The organism is Cellulomonas sp. McL0617 (assembly GCF_049994875.1).
GTDB lineage: Bacteria > Actinomycetota > Actinomycetes > Actinomycetales > Cellulomonadaceae > Cellulomonas.
Map to the genome: position 1 here is coordinate 3,186,394 of NZ_CP188256.1, position 19,566 is coordinate 3,205,959.

The 19,566-nt window shown below is 69.8% G+C and carries 13 protein-coding genes, 1 pseudogene and 1 riboswitch; of the genes and pseudogenes, 2 read left to right on the top strand and 12 right to left on the bottom strand.

From position 1 onward, the window contains the following. Positions 1-25 precede the first annotated feature (25 nt). The 3 genes from ACPPVS_RS14315 to ACPPVS_RS14325 all read right to left on the bottom strand — a co-directional run bounded on the left by ACPPVS_RS14315 (position 26) and on the right by ACPPVS_RS14325 (position 3,067). Complete coding sequence (locus ACPPVS_RS14315) at positions 26-910, bottom strand: bifunctional methylenetetrahydrofolate dehydrogenase/methenyltetrahydrofolate cyclohydrolase (RefSeq protein WP_426592924.1); 885 nt, start codon at positions 908-910, stop codon at positions 26-28. Continuing rightward, complete coding sequence (gene glyA, locus ACPPVS_RS14320; protein ID WP_426592925.1) at positions 910-2,193, bottom strand: serine hydroxymethyltransferase; 1,284 nt, start codon at positions 2,191-2,193, stop codon at positions 910-912. Before glyA ends, ACPPVS_RS14315 begins: the two co-directional genes overlap by 1 nt. A 64-nt stretch (positions 2,194-2,257) precedes the next feature. After that, a riboswitch (ZMP/ZTP riboswitch) is annotated at positions 2,258-2,348 on the bottom strand. A gap of 221 nt (positions 2,349-2,569) precedes the next feature. Further along, the gene (locus ACPPVS_RS14325; protein WP_426592926.1) at positions 2,570-3,067 is read right to left on the bottom strand and encodes a GNAT family N-acetyltransferase; all 498 of its coding nucleotides are present in this window, start codon (positions 3,065-3,067) and stop codon (positions 2,570-2,572) included. Between the two features lie 48 nt (positions 3,068-3,115). On the opposite strand from ACPPVS_RS14325, the gene purU reads away from it, so the two are divergent. After that, on the top strand, positions 3,116-3,991 hold the full coding sequence (gene purU, locus ACPPVS_RS14330) for a formyltetrahydrofolate deformylase (RefSeq protein ID WP_426592927.1): 876 nt from the start codon (positions 3,116-3,118) through the stop codon (positions 3,989-3,991). A gap of 96 nt (positions 3,992-4,087) precedes the next feature. On the opposite strand, the gene ACPPVS_RS14335 is transcribed toward purU, so the two are convergent. From ACPPVS_RS14335 to pulA, 6 genes and pseudogenes are all read right to left on the bottom strand, one after another. After that, positions 4,088-4,870 (bottom strand): ATP-binding cassette domain-containing protein, encoded by a 783-nt coding sequence (locus ACPPVS_RS14335; RefSeq protein ID WP_426592928.1) that lies wholly within the window; start codon positions 4,868-4,870, stop codon positions 4,088-4,090. A 65-nt stretch (positions 4,871-4,935) separates the two neighbouring features. After that, positions 4,936-6,132 carry an ROK family transcriptional regulator gene (locus tag ACPPVS_RS14340; protein ID WP_426592929.1) on the bottom strand — a complete coding sequence of 399 codons (1,197 nt, stop codon included), beginning with the start codon at positions 6,130-6,132 and terminating at the stop codon, positions 4,936-4,938. Positions 6,133-6,201: 69 nt separating this feature from the next. Beyond that, a pseudogene (gene mmsB / locus ACPPVS_RS14345) lies at positions 6,202-7,382 on the bottom strand (multiple monosaccharide ABC transporter permease). After that, positions 7,379-8,917, bottom strand: a complete 1,539-nt coding sequence (mmsA, locus tag ACPPVS_RS14350) for a multiple monosaccharide ABC transporter ATP-binding protein (protein WP_426592930.1) — start codon at positions 8,915-8,917, stop codon at positions 7,379-7,381. The pseudogene mmsB and the gene mmsA overlap by 4 nt, the downstream one beginning before the upstream one ends. Positions 8,918-9,040: 123 nt before the next feature. Then, positions 9,041-10,186: a multiple monosaccharide ABC transporter substrate-binding protein gene (gene chvE, locus ACPPVS_RS14355; protein WP_426592931.1), complete on the bottom strand. Its 1,146-nt coding sequence runs from the start codon at positions 10,184-10,186 to the stop codon at positions 9,041-9,043. Positions 10,187-10,554: 368 nt separating this feature from the next. Further along, entirely contained in the window at positions 10,555-16,374 is a 5,820-nt protein-coding gene (gene pulA, locus ACPPVS_RS14360; RefSeq protein WP_426592932.1) for a pullulanase-type alpha-1,6-glucosidase, read from the bottom strand. Positions 16,375-16,572: 198 nt separating this feature from the next. Between pulA and ACPPVS_RS14365 the strand changes: the two genes are divergently transcribed. Then, on the top strand, positions 16,573-16,998 hold the full coding sequence (locus ACPPVS_RS14365) for a MarR family winged helix-turn-helix transcriptional regulator (protein ID WP_426592933.1): 426 nt from the start codon (positions 16,573-16,575) through the stop codon (positions 16,996-16,998). A 7-nt stretch (positions 16,999-17,005) separates the two neighbouring features. Here ACPPVS_RS14365 and ACPPVS_RS14370 read toward each other — a convergent pair whose 3' ends face one another. From ACPPVS_RS14370 to ACPPVS_RS14380, 3 genes are all read right to left on the bottom strand, one after another. Continuing rightward, the gene (locus ACPPVS_RS14370; RefSeq protein WP_426592934.1) at positions 17,006-17,728 is read right to left on the bottom strand and encodes a cysteine hydrolase family protein; all 723 of its coding nucleotides are present in this window, start codon (positions 17,726-17,728) and stop codon (positions 17,006-17,008) included. After that, complete coding sequence (locus tag ACPPVS_RS14375; RefSeq protein WP_426592935.1) at positions 17,725-18,321, bottom strand: cysteine hydrolase family protein; 597 nt, start codon at positions 18,319-18,321, stop codon at positions 17,725-17,727. The genes ACPPVS_RS14370 and ACPPVS_RS14375 overlap by 4 nt, the downstream gene beginning before the upstream one ends. Before the next feature lie 67 nt (positions 18,322-18,388). Continuing rightward, a complete protein-coding gene (locus ACPPVS_RS14380) occupies positions 18,389-19,549 on the bottom strand; it encodes a BMP family ABC transporter substrate-binding protein (RefSeq protein WP_426592936.1) in 1,161 nt (386 codons plus the stop codon). Between the last annotated feature and the right edge of the window lie 17 nt (positions 19,550-19,566).

Below are 19,566 nucleotides of genomic sequence, written 5' to 3' on the forward strand. Positions count from 1 at the left end.
ACCGGGGCGATCCTCGTCGGAGGCGTCAGGCCCCGAGCAGCCGTTCGGCGGTGTCGACGACGTTGCTCAACAGCATGGCCCGCGTCATGGGACCCACGCCACCCGGGTTGGGAGACACCCAGGACGCGACCTCGCGGACGCCGGGGTCCACGTCGCCGACGACGCGGCTCTTGCCGGTCTCCGGGTCCACGGTCCGCGAGACGCCGACGTCGATGACGACGGCGCCCGGCTTGACGATGTCGGCGGTGATGATCCCCGGCACGCCCGCGGCTGCGACGATGACGTCGGCGTGGCGGGTGTGCTCCGCGAGGTCGTCGGTGCCCGTGTGCGTGAGCGTGACCGTCGCGTTGATCTCGCGCCGCGTGAGCAGCAGCCCGATCGAACGACCGACCGTGACCCCTCGCCCGACGACGACGACGTCGGCACCCCGCAGGTCGACGTCGTGCCGCAGCATCAGGTCGATGATGCCGCGCGGCGTGCACGGCAGCGGCGACGTGACCGGCTCGTTGACCCGCAGGACCAGGCGCCCGAGGTTGGTCGGGTGCAGGCCGTCGGCGTCCTTGTCGGGGTCGACCAGCTCGAGCACCCGGTTGGTGTCGATGCCTTTGGGGAGCGGCAGCTGCACGATGAACCCGGTGCAGGCCGGGTCCTCGTTCAGCTGCCGGACGGCGGCCTCGATCTCGTCCTGCGACGCCGTGGCGGGCAGGTCGATGCGGATCGAGGCGATGCCCACCTCGGCGCAGTCCTTGTGCTTGCCCGCCACGTACCACTGCGAGCCCGGGTCGTCGCCGACCAGGAGCGTGCCCAGGCCGGGCGTGACCCCGCGGGTGGCCAGGACGGCCACCCGCTCGGTCAGCTCGGCCTTGATCCGCTTCGCGGTGGCGGTGCCGTCGAGAAGCTGGGCCGTCATCAGTACTGCTGCAGACCGTCGTAGAGCGGGAAGCCGTCCGTGAGCTTCAGCACCCGCGCCTTGAGCGCGTCGACGTCGGTGGCCGCACCGTCCTTCAGGGCCGTCGCGATGATGTCCGCGACCTCCGTGAACTCGGCGTCACCGAAGCCGCGCGACGCCAGCGCCGGCGTGCCGATCCGCAGGCCCGACGTGACGCGCGGGGGGCGCGGGTCGAAGGGCACCGCGTTGCGGTTGACCGTGATGCCGGCCGAGTGCAGGAGGTCCTCCGCCTGCTGGCCGTCGAGGTCCGAGTGCCGCAGGTCGACGAGCGCCAGGTGCACGTCGGTGCCGCCGGTGAGGACCGAGACGCCGGCCTTGGTGACGTCCGCCGCGGAGAGCCGCTCGGCGATGATCCGTGCGCCGTCGAGCGTGCGCTGCTGGCGGTCCTTGAACTCCTCGGTCGCAGCGACCTTGAACGCGACGGCCTTGGCGGCGATCACGTGCATGAGCGGCCCGCCCTGCTGACCCGGGAACACGGCCGAGTCGATCTTCTTGGCGTACTCCTGCTTGCTCAGGATGAAGCCCGAGCGGGGGCCGCCGATCGTCTTGTGCACGGTGCTCGACACGACGTCCGAGTGCGGGACGGGGCTCGGGTGCAGGCCCGCGGCCACCAGGCCGGCGAAGTGCGCCATGTCGACCCAGAGCTTGGCGCCGACCTCGTCGGCGATCGACCGGAACGCGGCGAAGTCGAGGTGACGCGGGTAGGCGGACCAGCCGCCGATGATCACGTCGGGACGCTGCTCGAGCGCCTTCTCGCGCACCACGTCCATGTCCACCAGGAACGTGTCCGGGTCCACGCCGTAGGCGCCGACCTGGTAGAGCTTGCCGGAGAAGTTGATCTTCATGCCGTGCGTGAGGTGGCCGCCGTGCGCCAGCTCGAGGCCGAGGATCTTGTCGCCCGCGTTGATCAGCGCGTGCAGCACGGCCGCGTTGGCGGTGGCGCCCGAGTGCGGCTGGACGTTGGCGTGCTCGGCACCGAACAGCGACTTGGCGCGGTCGATCGCGATGTTCTCCGCGATGTCGACCTGCTCGCAGCCGCCGTAGTAGCGGCGGCCCGGGTAGCCCTCGGCGTACTTGTTGGTCAGCACGGAACCCTGCGCCTGCAGGACCGCACGGGGGACGAAGTTCTCGCTCGCGATCATCTCGAGCGTGCCCTGCTGGCGGGCCAGCTCACCGTCGAGGACGGCGGCGATCTCGGGGTCGAGCTCGGAGATGTTCTGGTCGAGGATCGGGGTGTTGCTCATGGCACTCCCTGGCAGTCAGCGCGCACGGTGTCACCGCGCACTCGGTAATCGGACCGGTGGGGTGACCGGGGGCCCAGGCGTCCGACCCATGGTCTGCTGCTGCTGCGTCGCTCCCCGGTGGTGACCCACCCGTTTCGCCAGTCGCGACGCCGCACAGACTAGCAAGCCGACGGATGGGCGTCAGCCCTGTCTCACACCCCCGCCCGCGCCGACGCCCTGCGCCCGCACCCGTGCCGCCCCACAGCCGACGACATCGTGGGTTGGCGGCGAAATCGTCAGTTGCAACCCATGAGTTCGTCGCCAACCTACGAATCGGCGCTTCGGGGGCGCTGCCACCGACGACCGCCCGAGCCCCGGGGGCGGCCGATGACGCACCTCAGCTCTCCGCCGGCTCCGCGTCCCCCAGCAGCTTGCGCAGGTAGGCGTACGTGAGGTCGCCGGCGGTCTGGTCGTGCTGGTGCTCGTAGCCGTGCTTGGCGTACAGGGCGATGTTCTGCACCGAGTCGCGACCGGTGAACACCCAGACCTCCTCGATGCCCTCGGGCAAGAACGGCAGGATCGCCATGAGCATCTGGGTGCCGAAGCCCTGGCCCTGCAGGTCGGGGGCGACGGCGAACCGGCCGAGCGTGGCCTTCGGGCCCTCGATGAGCACCCGGATCGAGCCGACCAGCCGGTGGCCGTACCAGCCCCCGAGCGTGATGACGCCGTCGGCCTGCAGGTCCGCCTCGAGCTCCTCGAGCGTCTGGGTGAGCGGCGGGATGTGCGGGTCGCCGTACTGCTGCGCCTCCGTCACGAACGCCGCGCGACGGAGCGTCAGCAGCTCCCCGGCGTCGTCGAGGGTCACCGAACGGATGTCGAGGTCGGCCTGCGTCATGCCGTCCATCGTGTCAGCCGATCACCGCGACCACTACTCTCGGACCTCGTGTCCTCCGCCACGCAGCTGTCCGTCGACCAGCCCACCCACTGGGTCCTCTCCCTGTCCTGCCCCGACCGGCCCGGCATCGTGCACGCCGTGGCCGGGCTGCTGGCGGAGCTGGGCGGCAACATCACCGAGTCGCAGCAGTTCGGGGACCCGCTGTCGGGGCTGTTCTTCATGCGTGTGCAGGTCACGGCCTCGGCGCCGCGCGAGGTGCTCGAGAGCGCGCTGCACAGCGTCGGCGCGAACTTCCACATGCAGTGGTCGCTCGATGTCGTCGGCCGCCCGGTGCGGACGCTCATCATGGGCTCGACCGCCGCGCACTGCCTGAACGACCTGGCCTTCCGGCAGCGGTCGGAGAACCTGCCGATCGACCTCGTGGCCGTCGTCTCCAACCACACGGCGCTCGAGCCGCTCGCCGACTTCTACGGCATCCCGTTCCACCACGTGCCGGTCACCGCGGCCACCAAGGCGCGGGCCGAGGGCCGGCTGCTGGAGCTCGTCGACGAGCTGGACGTCGAGCTCGTCGTGCTGGCCCGGTACATGCAGATCCTGTCCGACGACCTGTGCCGGGCGCTCCAGGGCCGGGTGATCAACATCCACCACTCGTTCCTGCCGTCGTTCAAGGGCGCCCGACCGTACGCCCAGGCGCACGACCGCGGCGTCAAGCTCATCGGCGCGACCGCGCACTACGTGACGGGCGACCTCGACGAGGGCCCGATCATCGAGCAGGACGTCGAGCGCGTCGACCACTCCCGCGGTGTCGAGGACCTCGTCGCCCTCGGCCAGGACGTCGAGCGCCGGGCGCTCGCGCGGGCCGTGCGCTGGCACGCCGAGCACCGCGTGCTCCTCGACGGCCACCGGACGATCGTCTTCCGCTGAGCCGCGCCGACGACCGGTGGGCCTCACGAGCCCGCGCCTGCGGCACGTCGACGGCGACCGCGAGCGTGCGGCCGGACCGTGCCCCGGCCGTCGCCCTCAGCTCAGGCCGGCCACGCGGCGCAGCATCTCGTTGTCCTGGGTCGACGCACCTGTGATCGCCGCGAGGATCGACTCGTAGCTCGCCGTGTCTGCGTCGAACGAGCCGTTGTTGCGACCGTGCCGCAGGACGACGATGCGGTCGGACACCGCGCGCACGTCGAACATGTTGTGGCTGATCAGGATGACGCCGTGCCCCAGGTCGCGCAGTCGCTCGATGTACGTGAGCACCTCGGCGGTCTGCGCGACGGAGAGTGCCGCGGTGGGCTCGTCGAGCACGACCAGCCGCGGCGAGCCGACGAGGGTGCGCGCGATGGCCACCGCCTGGCGCTGCCCGGCGGTCAGCTCCGAGAGCGGGGTACGGACCGACGGGATGCGCAGGGTCAGGTCCCGCAGGATCTGGCGTGCCGCCTGCTCCATGCGGCCGTCGTCGAGGAGGGGGCCGTCGGTGAGCTCACGCCCCAGGAAGATGTTCGACGTCACGTCGAGGTTGCCGCACAGCGCGAGGTCCTGGAACACGGTCGCGATCCCGAGCGAGTGCGCGGCGGACGGCGACGGGATCGTCTGCTCCTCGCCGTCGATCTCGATGATGCCGGAGTCGGGCGCGAGGACGCCGGAGATCACCTTGGCGAGGGTCGACTTGCCGGCGCCGTTGTCACCGACGAGGGCGACCACCTGATGGTCGAAGACGTCGAGGTCGACGCCGACCAGCGCCTCGACGGCGCCGAACCGGACGCTGATCTGCCGCAGGGAGAGCAGCGGGACGCGGGGGCTCTCGCTCATGACCTCACCTGCTCCTCGTTGGGCACGGGTCGGGCTCGGCGTGGTGACGCCGAGCGTCTCGTGGGTCAATTGTGCGCCTCCTTCTCACTCGCGACGCGGGCCTGCTCGTCGGAGCGGACCACGAAATCTGTGGATCGCAGGACGAGGTCCAGCGCCCCGATGACCTCCGCCCGTTGCCCGAGCTCGGCCGGGACCACCTCGAGCGGCGCGATCTGGTTGAGCAGCACCCGGTGCCGGATCGACTCCCGGAGCGGCCCGAGCAGCAGCTCCCCGGTCTCGGCGAGCTCGCCGCCGACGACGATGCACTCCGGGTTGACAGCCATCGCGAGGCTCGAGACCACCTCGCCGATGATCGAACCGGCGTCCGCGACGACGCGCGCGCAGCCGGGATCTCCGTCGATCGCACGCTGGATGACGTCGCGCAGGGCCAGGCTGCCGTGGCTCGAGCGCAGCGACTCGAGCAGCGCGGCGGAGCCGACGACGGTGTCGAGGCACCCGCGGCTCCCGCACCGGCAGATGTCCCCCTGCGGGTCCACCTGCACGTGCCCGATCTCGCCCGCGGTCCCGGCGAAGCCGCGGTGCACGTTCCCGCCGATCACGATCCCGGCGCCCGTGCCGTAGGAGGCCCGCACGTACACCGAGTCCCGGTAGAGCCGGGACGCCCCCTGCGTGCTCTCGGCGAGCGCCCCCAGGTTCGCGTCGTTGTCGACGAAGACGGGACAGCCCATCCGCTTGGAGAGCACGTGGCCGACATGGACCTCGTCCCAACCGCGCATGATGCCGCGGACCGAGACCATCCCCGTCGCGGCGTCGACGGGCGCGGGTAGTCCCACGCCCACGCCGACCACCTCGTCGAGCGTCGAGCCCACGCGTTCGAGCAGGTCCGAGATCAGCAGGGTCGCCCGGTCGAGGCTCGTGTCCACCCGGTGCTCGTAGGGCAGCGGGAGCGTCTGCTCGGCGACGACCTCGCTCATGACGTCGCCGAGCGCGACCCGCAGGTGCCGCTGCCCGATGTGGATCCCGACCACCAGACCCACCCGGTGGGCGATCGTGACCATCTGGGCACGACGCCCGCTCCGGGTGGTGTTGCGGGTGTCGACGACCCCCGCTCCCAGCAGCTCCTTGACGATCGTCGAGATCGTCGCTGCGGACAGGCCAGTGGCACCGGCGAGCTCGACCTGGGTGAGCCCACCGTGCCGCTGCACCGTCTCGACGATCAGCGCCCGGTTGGCCTCCCGGAGCGAGGACTGCGAGCCCGACATCGCCACCCGCCCTATCACGTCCGTGAGACTAGCCCGCAGCCCTGCGCCGCAACAGGATGCGGCACCTTGTCAGCGCGCCGAGCCGGCCCGGCGCTTGTTGAAGATGTCGAACGCGACGGCCAGCAGCAGGACCAGGCCCTTGACCATCTGCTGGACCGACTGGTCGATGCCCATGAGCTGCATGCCGTTGCTCATGACGGCCATGATCAGTCCGCCGACCATCGCGCCCGTGACCCGGCCGACGCCACCGGTCGTCGACGCGCCACCGATGAAGCAGGCGGCGATCGCGTCGAGCTCGAACATGTTCCCGGCCGCCGGCTGAGCGCTGTTGGAGCGCGACGAGTAGACGACACCCGCGACCGCCGCGAGCATGCCCATGTTGACGAAGATCCAGAAGTTGACCTGCTTGACCTTCACGCCCGAGAGCTGGGCGGCCGGCAGGTTGCCACCGATCGCGTAGACGTGCCGCCCGAACACGGTCTTCGTCGTGACCACCGAGTACGCCACGACCAGGACACCCAGGATGATCAGGACGATCGGCAGGCCACGGCTGCGGGCGAGCTGGTAGGCGAACGCCATGCCGACGATCCCGACCAGCACGAGCTTGGTGATGAAGATCGGCATCGACTCGACGACCTGCTGGTACTTGATCCGGCCCTGGCGGCTCCGCACCTGGCTCACGACGTAGCCCGCGACGGCGATCCCGGCGATGACCAGCGTGAACACGTCGACGCCGTTGCCCCCGAGGAACCCGTTGAGGAAGCCACCGGCGATCTTCTGGTACTCCGCGGGGAACGGCGACAGCGAGACGTTGTCCAGCACGCGCAGCGTCATGCCGCGGAACAGCAGCATGCCGGCGAGGGTCACGATGAACGCCGGGATCCTGAGTAGGCGACCCAGATGCCCTGCCACACCCCGACCAGGAGGCCGACCACGAGCCCTCCGAGCACCCCGGCCCACCACGGGCCGCCGTGCTTGATGACGATCACCGCCGAGACCGCGCCGGTGAGCGCCACCACCGAGCCGACCGACAGGTCGATGTGGCCGCCGATGATGACGATGACCATGCCGATCGCAAGGATCAGGATGTAGGAGTACTGCAGGACGATGTTGGTCACGTTGCCCGGGCTGAGCAGCACACCGTCGGTGAGGATGGTGAACAGCCCGACGATGGCCACGAACGCGACGAAGATGCCGCTCTGGCGCAGGTTTCGGGTGAAGAGGTCCTTCAGGCCCATTACGACGGTCATCCGACCTGGTCCCTTTCCTTGGTCATGAGCTCCATCAGGTTCTCCTGAGTCGCCGTCTGCCGGGGCAGCACGCCGGTGATCCGGCCGGCCGAGAGCGTATAGATGCGGTCACAGATGCCGAGCAGCTCCGGCAGCTCCGAGGAGATGACCAGGACGGCCTTGCCCGCGTCAGCGAGGGCGTTGATCAGTGTGTAGATCTCGTACTTGGCCCCCACGTCGATGCCGCGGGTGGGCTCGTCGAGGATGAGCACCTGCGGATCGGTGAAGAGCCACTTGCTCAGCACGACCTTCTGCTGGTTGCCCCCCGAGAGCTTGCCCGCCGAGGCCAGCACCGTGGGCGCCTTGATGTTCATGCTCTGGCGGTACTCCTCGGCGACCTTGATCTCCTCGTTGGCGTTGACGAAGCCGGCACGGGAGACCTTGCCGAGACTTGCGGCGGAGATGTTCGTGCGGATGTCCTCGATGAGGTTCAGTCCGTAGTGCTTGCGGTCCTCGGTCGCATAGGCGATCCCGTGATCGATCGCCTCGCTCACCGAGCTGACGCGGATCTCCTTGCCGTGGAGGAAGACCTGACCCGTGATGCGGCTGCCGTAGGAGCGGCCGAACACCGACATCGCGAGCTCCGTGCGACCGGCCCCCATGAGCCCTGCGAGGCCGACGATCTCGCCCGCGCCCACCGAGAGGTTCGCGCTGTCGACCATGACGCGCTCCGGGTCGGTGGGGTGGTGCACGGTCCAGTCCTCGATCCGCAGCACCTCCTCGCCGACGTGCGACTCGTGCGGCGGGAACCGGTGCCCGAGGTCGCGGCCCACCATGCCGCGGATGATCCGCTCCTGCGTGACCTCGTCGGTCACCATGTCGAGCGTCTCGACCGTCTTGCCGTCGCGGATGATCGTCGTGGTGTCGGCGATCTCGGCGATCTCGTTGAGCTTGTGGGAGATCATGATCGACGTGATGCCCTGGGCCTTGAGCTGACGCAGGAGCCCGAGCAGGTGCTCGGAGTCGTTGTCGTTCAGCGCGGCGGTCGGCTCGTCCAGGATGAGCAGCTTGACCTCCTTCGACAGCGCCTTCGCGATCTCCACCAGCTGCTGCTTGCCGACACCCAGCTGGCCGATCGCCGTGACGGGCAGCTCATCGAGACCGACCCTCGCGAGCAGCGTCGCCGCCTCGGCGTTCGCCCGGTTCCAGTCGATCAGGCCGCGGTGCGACCGCTCGTTGCCCAGGAAGATGTTCTCGGCCACGGAGAGGTACGGGACGAGCGCCAGCTCCTGGTGGATGATCACGATCCCCTTCGCCTCGGAGTCGTTGATCGAGCCGAACTGCACCTCTTCGCCCTCGAAGCGGATCGACCCTTCGTAGCTGCCGTGCGGGTACACGCCCGAGAGCACCTTCATGAGGGTCGACTTGCCGGCGCCGTTCTCGCCGCAGATCGCGTGGATCTCTCCACGCTCGACCGACATCGACACGTCCTGCAGTGCCTTGACGCCGGGAAAGGTCTTGGTGATGGCGTGCATCTCGAGAATGGGGTTGGCCATACGGCCACCGTCCTTCGTCGTACAGGGCGCCGCCGCGGGGCCCTCCGCTGATGTGGTCGACCCGACCGGCCAGCCGGCCGGCACCACGAGGGTGGCCGGCCGGCGGCGGTCAGGACGGGTGGATCACTTCTGGCCGCTGGCCACCTGCTCCTTGGTCCAGTAGCCCGAGTCGATGAGCAACGACTGGATGCCGTCCTTGGCGACGACGTCCGAGTTCAGCAGGAAGGACGGGACGACCTTGACGCCGTTGTCGTAGGACTTGGTGTCGTTCGCCTCCGGCGTCTTGCCCTCGAGGAACGCCTGGGCGGAGATGATGGCCTGGTCGGCCAGCTTGCGGGTGTCCTTGAATACCGTCGAGAACTGCACGTCGTCGTTGATGAGCTTGACCGACGCGATCTCCGCGTCCTGGCCGGTGACGATGGGCATGCCGCCGGCGATCGTCGGGCCGTAACCGGCGTTCTGCAGGGCCGTGATGATGCCGCGCGACAGACCGTCGTACGGGGAGAGGACGCCCTGGACCTTGCTGCCGTCCGAGTACGTCGACGTCAGGAGGTCCTCCATGCGCTTCTGCGCGGTCTCCTGGAGCCAGCGCAGCGTGGCGACCTTCTCGATCGTGGTCTGGCCCGACTTCACGACGAGCGTGCCGTCGTCGATGTACTTCTGCAGCGTGTCCATCGCGCCCTTGAAGAAGAAGTGAGCGTTGTTGTCGTCCAGCGAGCCGGCGAAGAGCTCGATGTTGAACGGTCCGGCCGCGTCACCCTTCGAGCCGTCGGCCTTGAGGATGCCCAGGCCGGTGAGCAGGGACGTCGCCTGCTGGACGCCGACCTTGTAGTTGTCGAACGTGACGTAGAAGTCGACGTTGGGCGTGTCGTTGATGAGACGGTCGTAGGCGATGACCGGGATCTTCGCCGAGGCCGCCGACTGCAGCTGGGTGGCCAGGGCGGTCCCGTCGATCGAGGCCACGATGAGCAGCTTGTCGCCCTTCGTGATCATCTGGTCGAGCTGCTGCTGCTGGGTGGGGATGTCGTCGCCGGCGTACTGGAGGTCCACCTTGTAGCCGGCCTTCTCGAGGCCCGCCTTGACGGCGTTGCCGTCGGCGATCCACCGCTCCGAGGTCTGCGTCGGCATGGCGACACCGACCGTGACGTCGCCAGTGGCTGCCGCTGCCGATGCCGTCGAGTCGTCGCTGCTCCCGGCTCCGTTGCCCGAGCACGCGGCGAGGCCGAGTGCGAGGACGGCACCCATGGTCGCGATTGTGATCCGTCGCATTGCTGTGCTCCTTCTCGTCGTTGAGAGACCCAGGGACCAGGCCTTGGCCAAGCTCGGGTTCGTCGGCCGCGGCAGCTTCAGTGCTGCTCGAGCCGGTGTCCCGGCGGCGGCGGCCGGGAATGCCCGGCCGATCGCTGCAGGCCCAACCTTCTTAGATTCGTTTCTCGAAGTCAACGTGGCCAAGGGGGTTCCCAGGTTACGAACTCATCACGATGTGACCGCTAACAGGCCGTCCCGACGCCCCGAATCGCCTTGCTGCCTTCGTGTTGCGAACACATTGCCAGGTCACCGGCCCGTTCCGACAACGTCACGGAGACGCGACGACGGGCCCGCGACCGTGGTCGCGGGCCCGTCGTCGAGATGCGGTCTCACCTCACGAACGCGCTCCAGCCGCCGCCGGTGGCGTGGCCCTGACCGTGGTTCTCCACCAGCACCGCGACCGTGCGCGGCGGGACGCTGACGGTACCCGTCGCCCTGTCCCACGTGGTGCCCTTGACCACCGGGTCGCTGCCCTTGGCCTGGACCGGTGAGAGCGTCAGCCTGTGACCCGCGAGGTCACCGACCGTCTGGGTCGTCGGTTCGTCCGAGGCGTTGACCACGACCAGGACGCCGTCGAGCCTCGGGTCCACGTCCTTCGCCCACCGGCGCGTCGCTGAGTCCCAGCGCGGGGTGTCGTCGATCGTCATGACGACCACCCCCGGCGCCGCGGTGGGCCCGGAGTCCGGGAACGCCACCTTCTGCTCGATGAGCGCCGCCGAGCCGAGGCGGAACAACGGCGTCGAGAACCGGAGCTTGAGCAGGTCGTCGGCGGCGGCCGAGGCGTCCGCGATGTCGGCCGGCGTCGGCTTGAGGGCCGGGTCGGCCAGCAGCGGCTGCTGGTACGGCCACTTCGACTCGTTGTCGGCCTTCGGGGGCAGGCCGCGGCCGAAGCCGTTGTCGTGCCCGGACAGGTCGAGCGAGTTGAACCAGTCCCCCGAGTCGAAGCTGTTGCGGTCGAGCGACTTGCTCCGCAGCAGGTCGGCGCCCGCGTGCCAGAACGACGGCGTCTGGGCGAGGGCAGTGGTGGCCAGCGAGACGGTGTTCATCCGGATCCGGTCGGCCATGGCCGTGCCTGTCGGCAGCTTGTAGGTGAGCGAGTCCCACAGCGTCTCGTTGTCGTGGGCGTCGACGTACGTGATCACCTCCTCCGGGGAGTCGGCGTACCCGGCCGGCTGGCCGTTGTAGTCGATCTGCGCGCCGGTCTGGACGGTCCCGGAGCTCGTCTCGAAGGCGAAGTCGCGCAGGTTGCCGGCCATGCCGAGGCGGACGAGGTCGGCGTCGTGGCCCGCGCGGGCAGCCTGTTCAGCCGGGGTGCCGTTGACCGGGTCGCCGTTCGGGTCCGTGCCGCCACCGGAGCCGAAGCCCTGGATGTGCGGGTTGTCGTCGAACGGTCCCCCGCCGCGGACGGCGTCTCGCAGGCGGTCGGAGAAGGTCCCGATGCCCGTCCCGCCGAGCTGGCCCTGCGTGGCCTGCGTGAACAGCGCGTTGTTCGCGACCTCCCCGAAGTTCCAGCCCTCGCCGTAGAGGTAGACGTGGGAACCGTCGACGCCGTCCCTGCGTGGCGTCAGTGCGTCCAGGGCGCTGCGGACCGCCTTCATGGTGTCCACCGAGTGGTGGCCCATCAGGTCGAACCGGAAGCCGTCCACCTTGTAGTCCTTGGCCCAGGTGACCACCGAGTCGACCATGAGCTTCTGGGCCATGAGGTGCTCGGTGGCCACGTTCTGGCAGCACGTGGACGTCTCGACCGTGCCGGTCGACGACAGCCGCTGGTAGTAGCCGGGCACGACGCGGTCGAGGATCGACTGCGGCGCCTGTCCGCTCGCGGTGGTGTGGTTGAACACCTGGTCGAGCACGACCTGCAGACCGTCGGCGTGCAGCGCGCCGACCATCGTGCGGAAGTCGGCCACGCGGCCGCCCCCGTCCTGGTGCACCGCGTACGAACCCTCCGGCGCCTGCCAGTGCAGCGGGTCGTAACCCCAGTTGAACCCGTCGGTCGCGGCCTGGGCCGTGACGCACGCCTGCTGCTGGTCGGAGTCGGCCGGGAACGACGCGAGGTCGCAGGCCGGGGTCGTCTGCTGGGTGCGATCCTCCGGGATCGACGCGATGTCGAACGTGGGGAGCAGGTGGATCGTGGTCAGCCCGGCCTTCTCGAGCGTGCGCAGGTGCTGGCTGCCGGCGCCGTTGCCCGCGAACGCCAGGTACGTGCCGCGCTGGGCCGCGGGCACCGTGGGGTCGGAGATCGAGAAGTCGCGCACGTGCAGCTCGTAGATCGTCTGGTCGACGGGCCGCACCACCGGTTGCTTCGCCTTCTCCCACTGGGTCGGCCGGAACGCCTTGTCGGCCAGGTCGACCAGCACGGAACGGGTCGAGTTCACGGTGAGCGCCACCGAGTACGGGTCGGTGACCTGGTTGACCTCCACCTGGTCGGTCGTCGGCGCGTACACCGTGACCTCCCAGAGGAACTGCTTGCCGGCCCAGGACTTCTTGCCGTCCACGGTCCAGGAACCATCGTTCTGGAGCTTGGCGACGACGCGGGTCGGGTCGCCGGTCCCCAGCCACACGAGCAGGTCGACGTTCTGGGCGGTCGGTGCCCAGAGCGCCAGCGACGGCGCTCCGCGCGACCAGCTGGTGCCGAGCGCCCGCTTGCCCGCCTTGGCGTACAGATCGTCGAGGACTCCCGGGATCTGCACGCCGGTAGCAGCCTGCAGGGTGTCGCCGTCGGCCTGGCTGACCAGCAGCGCACCGCGGAGGAGCTCCTTCGCGCGCTGCGAGGACGCGTCGACGTGCAGCGCGAGGTATCCGGTCGTCAGGGCCGGGAACTTTGCCAGCTGCGCGGCCGACAGGCCGGACGCGTCGTAGGTGAGCGTCACCGGCGACCCGTCGTCACCTGTCACCACGCCGTCCGCGACGGTCGGCTGCTTCGTCGGCGAGCCGTGCAGCAGCCAGGTCAGCGACGTCGGATCGGTTCCCTCCGGGACCCACGCGGCGGGCCAGGCGATCGTCGTCGCGTCGATCCAGAGCGCCTGCTCGGTGCCGGTCCCCGGCAGCGGCGGGTCGGTGACCTGGATGGTCAGCACGTGCGTCGCCAGGACGTAGGAGAACGTCACAGGCTTGCCACCGGGCGCGGTGAACGGGATGTTCGCCCCGCCGGGTACGCCGCCGGCACCGTAGTTCTCGTCCCAGCCGAGGTTGTGCGCCACCTTGACCTCGTAGGCGCCGGCGGGCAGGTCGTTCGCGACGAACGTGTACGTGCCGTCGCCGTCGGGGTCCTGCAGCCAGGACTTCATGCAGTCCGGCGCCCAGTCGCCCGCGCAGCCGAGCTCGCTCTGGAACGAGCCCGGGACCGTGAGGATCGGGCCCTGCGCGGTCGAGGTGAACCAGTGCGTCGTCGGGTCGTAGTAGAACGTCACCGGGCCGCCCGTGGTCACGGTGTACGCGACGTTGTCGCCGCCCGCGACGCCGCCCTTGCCGTAGTTCTCGTCCCAGGTCCCGTTGATCGCCACCTTGTACTCGTAGTCGCCGGCCGGGAGCGTGAACGTGCCCGAGTAGACCCCGTCGGCGCGCTTGCTGAGCGTGGCCGCGGCGCAGTCCGGCTGCCAGTCGCCGGGGCAGCCCATCTCGCTGTTGTGGCTGCCGGGGACGGTGACGTGCAGGTCGCCCGGGCTGGTGGGGGGCACGACGCCGTCCACTGCGTTGCCGACGCTGCCGAACGTGGACGCCGCGCTCTTGTGGCCGGCGGCGTCGACGGTCACGGCCCGGTACTCGACCAGCGCCCCGGCCGGCAGGCCGCTGACGTCCGCGTAGACGCGCGGCGACGTCGACTCCGACGTACCGAGCGGCGTCCAGGTGTCGCCGCCGAGGATCCGGTACGCGAACGAGGTCTGGCTCCACACGTCGGTCGCGACGTCCGCCGTGACGGGCACGAGGCCGGTCAGGGCGCTGCCCGGCGTGGGCGTGCTGAGCGCGATGCTCCCCGCCGCCGCCGGGGCCTCCACCGTCGACCCGGCCTTCAGGACGATGGCGCTCAGCGCGGGGATCGTCACGGAGACCGCACCGTCGGCGCCCGCAGTCGCCGAGGACGACGTGCCGTACAGCGGGCTGAACGTCGCACCCGGCGTGAGGGTGTCGATCGTGACCGTCTCGGGAGACGTGCCGTTGTTGAGCGCGACGAGGTTCTCGACCTTCTCGGTCGCGTCGACGCGGGAGAACGCGTAGACGTCACCGCTCGCATAGCGCTCGATCTGGGCACCATCGGTGAGCGCCTTGTTGCCTGCTCGCAGGGCTGCGAGCCCGGCGATGTGGTCGTACAGCACCGATCCGGTGTCGTACCGGTCCACAGAACCGGCCGTCGTGCCGTTGAGCAGCTGCTGGTTGGCGTACTCCGGCACCTGCGTCGCGAACAGCGACTGACGGGCGTCCTTGTCGGTCCCGTTCAGCGTGCCGTTGCCCTCGAAGCCCTGCTCGTCGCCGTAGTAGACGACCGGCTGCCCACGGGTCAGGTACATGAGCGAATGGGCCAGCTCCGAACGCTGCTCGGGCTGCGACGCGTCCTTGACCATGTAGCCGATGCGGCCCATGTCGTGGTTGCCCAGGAACGTCGGCAACGCCTGGGCGTTCGTCGTCGGCGTCGTGTACATGTCGTCGCCCGCGTACAACGCATGCAGACCTGCGGCCGACGAACCCTTCGCGTAGTTCGACGCCGCCGACTGGAACGTGAAGTCGAGGACGGCGTTCATGCGGCTGTTGCGCATGTAGGGCGACAGCTTGGCCGGGTCGGCGTCGTAGACCTCGCCGAACATGAAGAAGTCGGGGTTGCCGACCGCCGCCGCGTGCGCACGGACCTGCTGCGTGAACGTCTGCCAGAACTCGAAGTTGACGTGCTTGGCGGTGTCGATGCGGAAGCCGTCGACGCCCAGGTCGACCCACTTGTCGTACACGTCGACGAACCCGTTCACGACGCGTGGGTTCTCGGTCATCAGGTCGTCGAGACCCGAGAAGTCGCCGTACGTCGTCGACTCCCCGGTGTAGGTCGAGTTCCCGCGGTTGTGGTAGAGCGTCGGGTCGTTCAACCAGTCCGGGACCTTGACGTGGGCGTCCTCGGGCTTGATCACCGGCGTGTACGGGAAGCTCGTCGCCGGGTCCATCGTCGGGAAGGTGTCCGTGCCCGCGTAAGTGTGCGGGTCGAAGACGTTGCCGGCGGCGTCCTTGTACGGGCTGGTGGCCTGGTCGACGTAGCCGTAGGTCTTCTGGGCGTAGTCGATGACGTCCGCGGTGTGGTTGGTGATGATGTCGAAGTACACCTTGATGCCGCGCGCGTGGGCGTCGGCGATGAGCGACTGCAGCTCGGCATTGGTGCCCAGGTGCGGGTCGATCTGCGTGAAGTCGGTGACCCAGTAGCCGTGGTACCCCGCCGAGGCGTCCGCGCCCGTCCCCTGGACCGGCTTGTTCTTGAACGAGGGCGTCAGCCAGATCGCCGTGCTGCCGAGCCCCTGGATGTAGTCGAGCTTGCTCCGCAGCCCGGCCAGGTCGCCGCCCTCGTAGAACCCCTTGTCGGTCGGGTCGAACCCGGTGGTCAGGCGGTCGCCGGTGAGGCCACCCGTGTCGTTGGACGCGTCTCCGTCGGCGAACCGGTCGGTCATCAGGAAGTAGAACTGCTGGTCCGCGCCGGGGTCGCGCACCGGGTTCGCGACGACCGCGTCGTCGGCGGGCGTGTAACCCGCCGCCAGGGTGAGCGGGGTCAGGGCCGTGCGGTGGGTGGTGTCGTCGTAGGTGAACCGGATGGTCGTCGGCCCGGCCAGGACGAGCGGGGTGTTGTCGCCGCCGCCGTTGCCGCCGTAGGCCTCGTCCCAGGTGTCGTTCAGCGCGACCTTGTACGCGTACGTCCCCGCGGGCAGCGTGAAGTCAGCCGAGTAGCGGCCTGCGACGTCCGTGGGTGCCAGCTCCGTCTGCGAGCAGTCCGGCTGCCAGTCGCCCGGGCAGCCCAGCTCGCTCTGCAGGTCCCCGACGAGTGCCGCGGTCCGCTCGACGGCCGCGGCGGGGGTCGCGACGACGGTTGCAGCGACCAGTCCGAGGAGTGTGACCGCCAGAGCGGTGACGGCGGCGATCACGCGACGCGACCGTGCGCTGCGTCGAGGGGCGGCGGGCGACATGGCGACTCCTTCGTCTGTCCGCGCACGTCTCTGTGCGCGGGCTGTGCCGGGGTGATGTCGCGACCGTATCCATTTTCAGCAAGTTGCAGCAAGGGAATCGGACATTTCTTGCAGACGAATCTCCCGACGAGGACGGGCTGGGCCCGTGCGCCGGGACTCTTCAAGGCGTGAACAATGCGGCACCTGTACCGTGGGGGCGTGCTTGCGACCACGGGGTTCTTGCTGAGCAAGGTCGGTCAGGCGGTCACCGCCGACTACGCCGAGCGCGTGGCGCCGCTCGGGCTGCGGCCGCGGCACGTCGGACTGCTCGTCGCCGTCGACGCGGCGCCCGAAGCCTCGCAGCGGGAGATCGGCGAGACGCTCGGGCTCGTGCCGAGCGCGATCGTGCCGATGGTGGACGACCTGGAGCGGCTCGGCGCCCTGCACCGGGTCGTCGACCCGGCGAACCGTCGTCGGCACACGCTCGCCCTGACCCCCGAGGGCCGCGCACTGCTCGCCCAGGCCGTGGCGCACGCCGCCGCGCAGGACGACGACGTGCTCGCCGGCCTCGACGCGGCCCAGCGTCAGGCGCTGCACACGGCTCTGACCGGCCTCCTCGCGCGAGGAGACCGGTCGGCGGGGTGAGCCGGGGCTAGAGCGGCGAGCCCAGCGACGCCAGCAGGGCGGCCGAGTCCGCGACGGCGCCGAAGACGCCACCCTGCATCTTGACCATGTTGAGGGCGGCGAGGTAGTTGCCGTAGTCGGTCGCGCCCGTGCAGTCGGACAGCAGCAGGCACTCGTAGCCGCGGTCGTTGGCGTCGCGCATCGTCGTGTGCACGCACACGTCCGTGGTGATGCCGGTCAGGATGATGTGCGTCACGCCCTTCGACCGCAGGACCAGGTCCAGGTCGGTGGCGTAGAACGAGCCCTTGCCGGGCTTGTCGATGATGACCTCCCCGGGCAGCGGTGCCACCTCCGGCACGATCTCCCAGCCCGGCTCGCCACGCGTCAGGATCCGCCCGCACGGGCCCGAGTCACCGATCCCCGCGTTGATCCGTCGCGACCGCCACAGCTTGTTGGCGGGCAGGTCGGACAGGTCCGGTCGGTGGCCCTCGCGCGTGTGGATGATGTGGAAGCCCAGCTCGCGGGCGACCTCGAGCATCGCGGCGGTGGGCGCGAGGCCCGCGCGCGTGAGGTTCAGGTCGTAGCCCATGGCGTCCACGTACCCGCCGGGGCCGCAGAAGTCCTGCTGCCAGTCGATGTTGATGATCGCGGTCGTCGACGGGCTGAAGCTGCCGTCGTACGGCCAGGGATACGGCTCGGCGTCGACCGGTCCGAACATCGTGCCCGTGGTGGTCAGCTGGTCGGTGGTCATCGCGGTTCTCCCGAGGTCGGTGCGGCTACAGGGGTCAAGGCGGTGACGACGTCGGCAGTCAGGCCGACCGCGCCGAAGATGCCACCGGACATCTCGATGCTGGACACCGAGGCGGCGGTGAGGGCCGGGTCGGCCGGCACGCAGGCGTCGATCACGAGCAGGCACTCGTAGCCCCGGTCGTTGGCGTCGCGCATGGTCGAGTGGACGCAGGTCTCCAGACCGACGCCGGCCAGGATCAGCCGCCGGTAGCGCCCGGTCCGCAGGACGATGTCGAGGTCGCTGGCGTAGTAGCCGTCGATGCCGCCGGCGATCATGTCGATGTCGGGGACGAGGAGTCCCGGCAGGTCCGTGGACGGCACCAGCGGCACTCGCAGACGCGATCCGCCGGGGGGCGGCGCGGTGGTGCGGACGACGATCACCGTGCCACCGGCGGCGCGGACCGCGTCCGCCAGGGCCTCGAGCCGTGGAGCGATCGCCTGCGACGACGGCCCGGCGTCGGTGGTGAGGACGACCAGGAGCGCGGTCTGCGCGCCACCGAGGTCGCCGTCGTACGGCCACGGGTACGGCGTCGTGGCGGTGACGTGCGGGCTCATGGTTCCCCTCAGGTGTGGTGTGCCCCCGGGGCCGGCCGCTCGGCAGGCCGGCCCCGGGGAGGGTTGATCAGGAGAGCGTGCCGGTGACGCCCTTGACGAAGTAGTCCATCTGCTCGATGGTCGCCTCGTCCGGGGTGGTGCCGGCGGGGACCTTGATCGTCCCGTCCTGCGCCGTGATCGGGCCGGTGAACGGACTGCCACCGGCGGTGAGCTTGGCGGCGGCGTCTGAGATCAGGGCCTTGGTGGCGTCCGTGACGCTCGGACCGAACTTCGACTGGACGAACGGGTTCTTGCCGCTGGCCATGTTGGCGCGGTAGTTGCCGTTGTACTGGCTGCCCGTGAAGTCACCGGCGATCGCCGTCTTGACGATGTCCGTGTAGGTCGGACCCCAGTTCCACTCGGAGCCGGTCAGCCAGCCCTTGGGGGCCAGCGACGAGGCGTCCGCGTGGTAGCCGACCGAGTAGGCGCCGGCGGCCTCCGTCGCCTCGATGATCGTCTTGGTGCAGTCCTGGTGCTGCGTGACCACGTCGACGCCGGAGCTGAGCAGCGACTGGACGCGGTCGGCCTGCGTGGCAGGGTCGCACCAGGCCGTCGTCGAGACCGCCGTGACCTCGACGTCAGGCCGCACGGACTGGGCGCCGAGCGTGAAGGCGTTGATGTTGGCCAGCGTCTGCGGGATCGGGATGGCGTAGACGTAGCCGAGCTTGCCCGTCTTCGTCGCGGCACCGGCGGCGATGCCCGCCAGGTACACCGGCTCGTAGACGCTGCCGAAGTAGGAGCCCATGTTCGCGGGGGCCGGCTCGTCGAGCAGGCCGCCCTGGTGGACCACGACGACGTCGGGGTGCGCGGCCGCGACCTGCTTGGCGGCGTCGAGGTGGCCGTAGCTCGTCGCGAAGATGATCGTCGCACCCTGCGCGATCATGCTCTCCATCGTCGTGGCGGCCGTGTCGTCCTCGGGGATGTTGTACGCGTCCAGGACCTTGATGTCCGGGAAGTTCTTCCGGAGCGCCTCGACGCCCTGGTAGACGGCCTGGTTGTAGCCGAAGTCGTCCTTCGGGCCGACGGCGATGACGCCGACGACCTTCGCGTCCTTGCCCGGCGCCGCGTCCGACCCCGTGGCCGCCGACGTGCTGCCCGAGTCGTCGTTGGTGACCGCAGGGCTGCAGGCGGCGAGCACCGCCACCACCGCCGCCACGATCAGGGCGCCTGCTGTTCGTCTGATCCGCATGGTGATCCTTCCGGTCG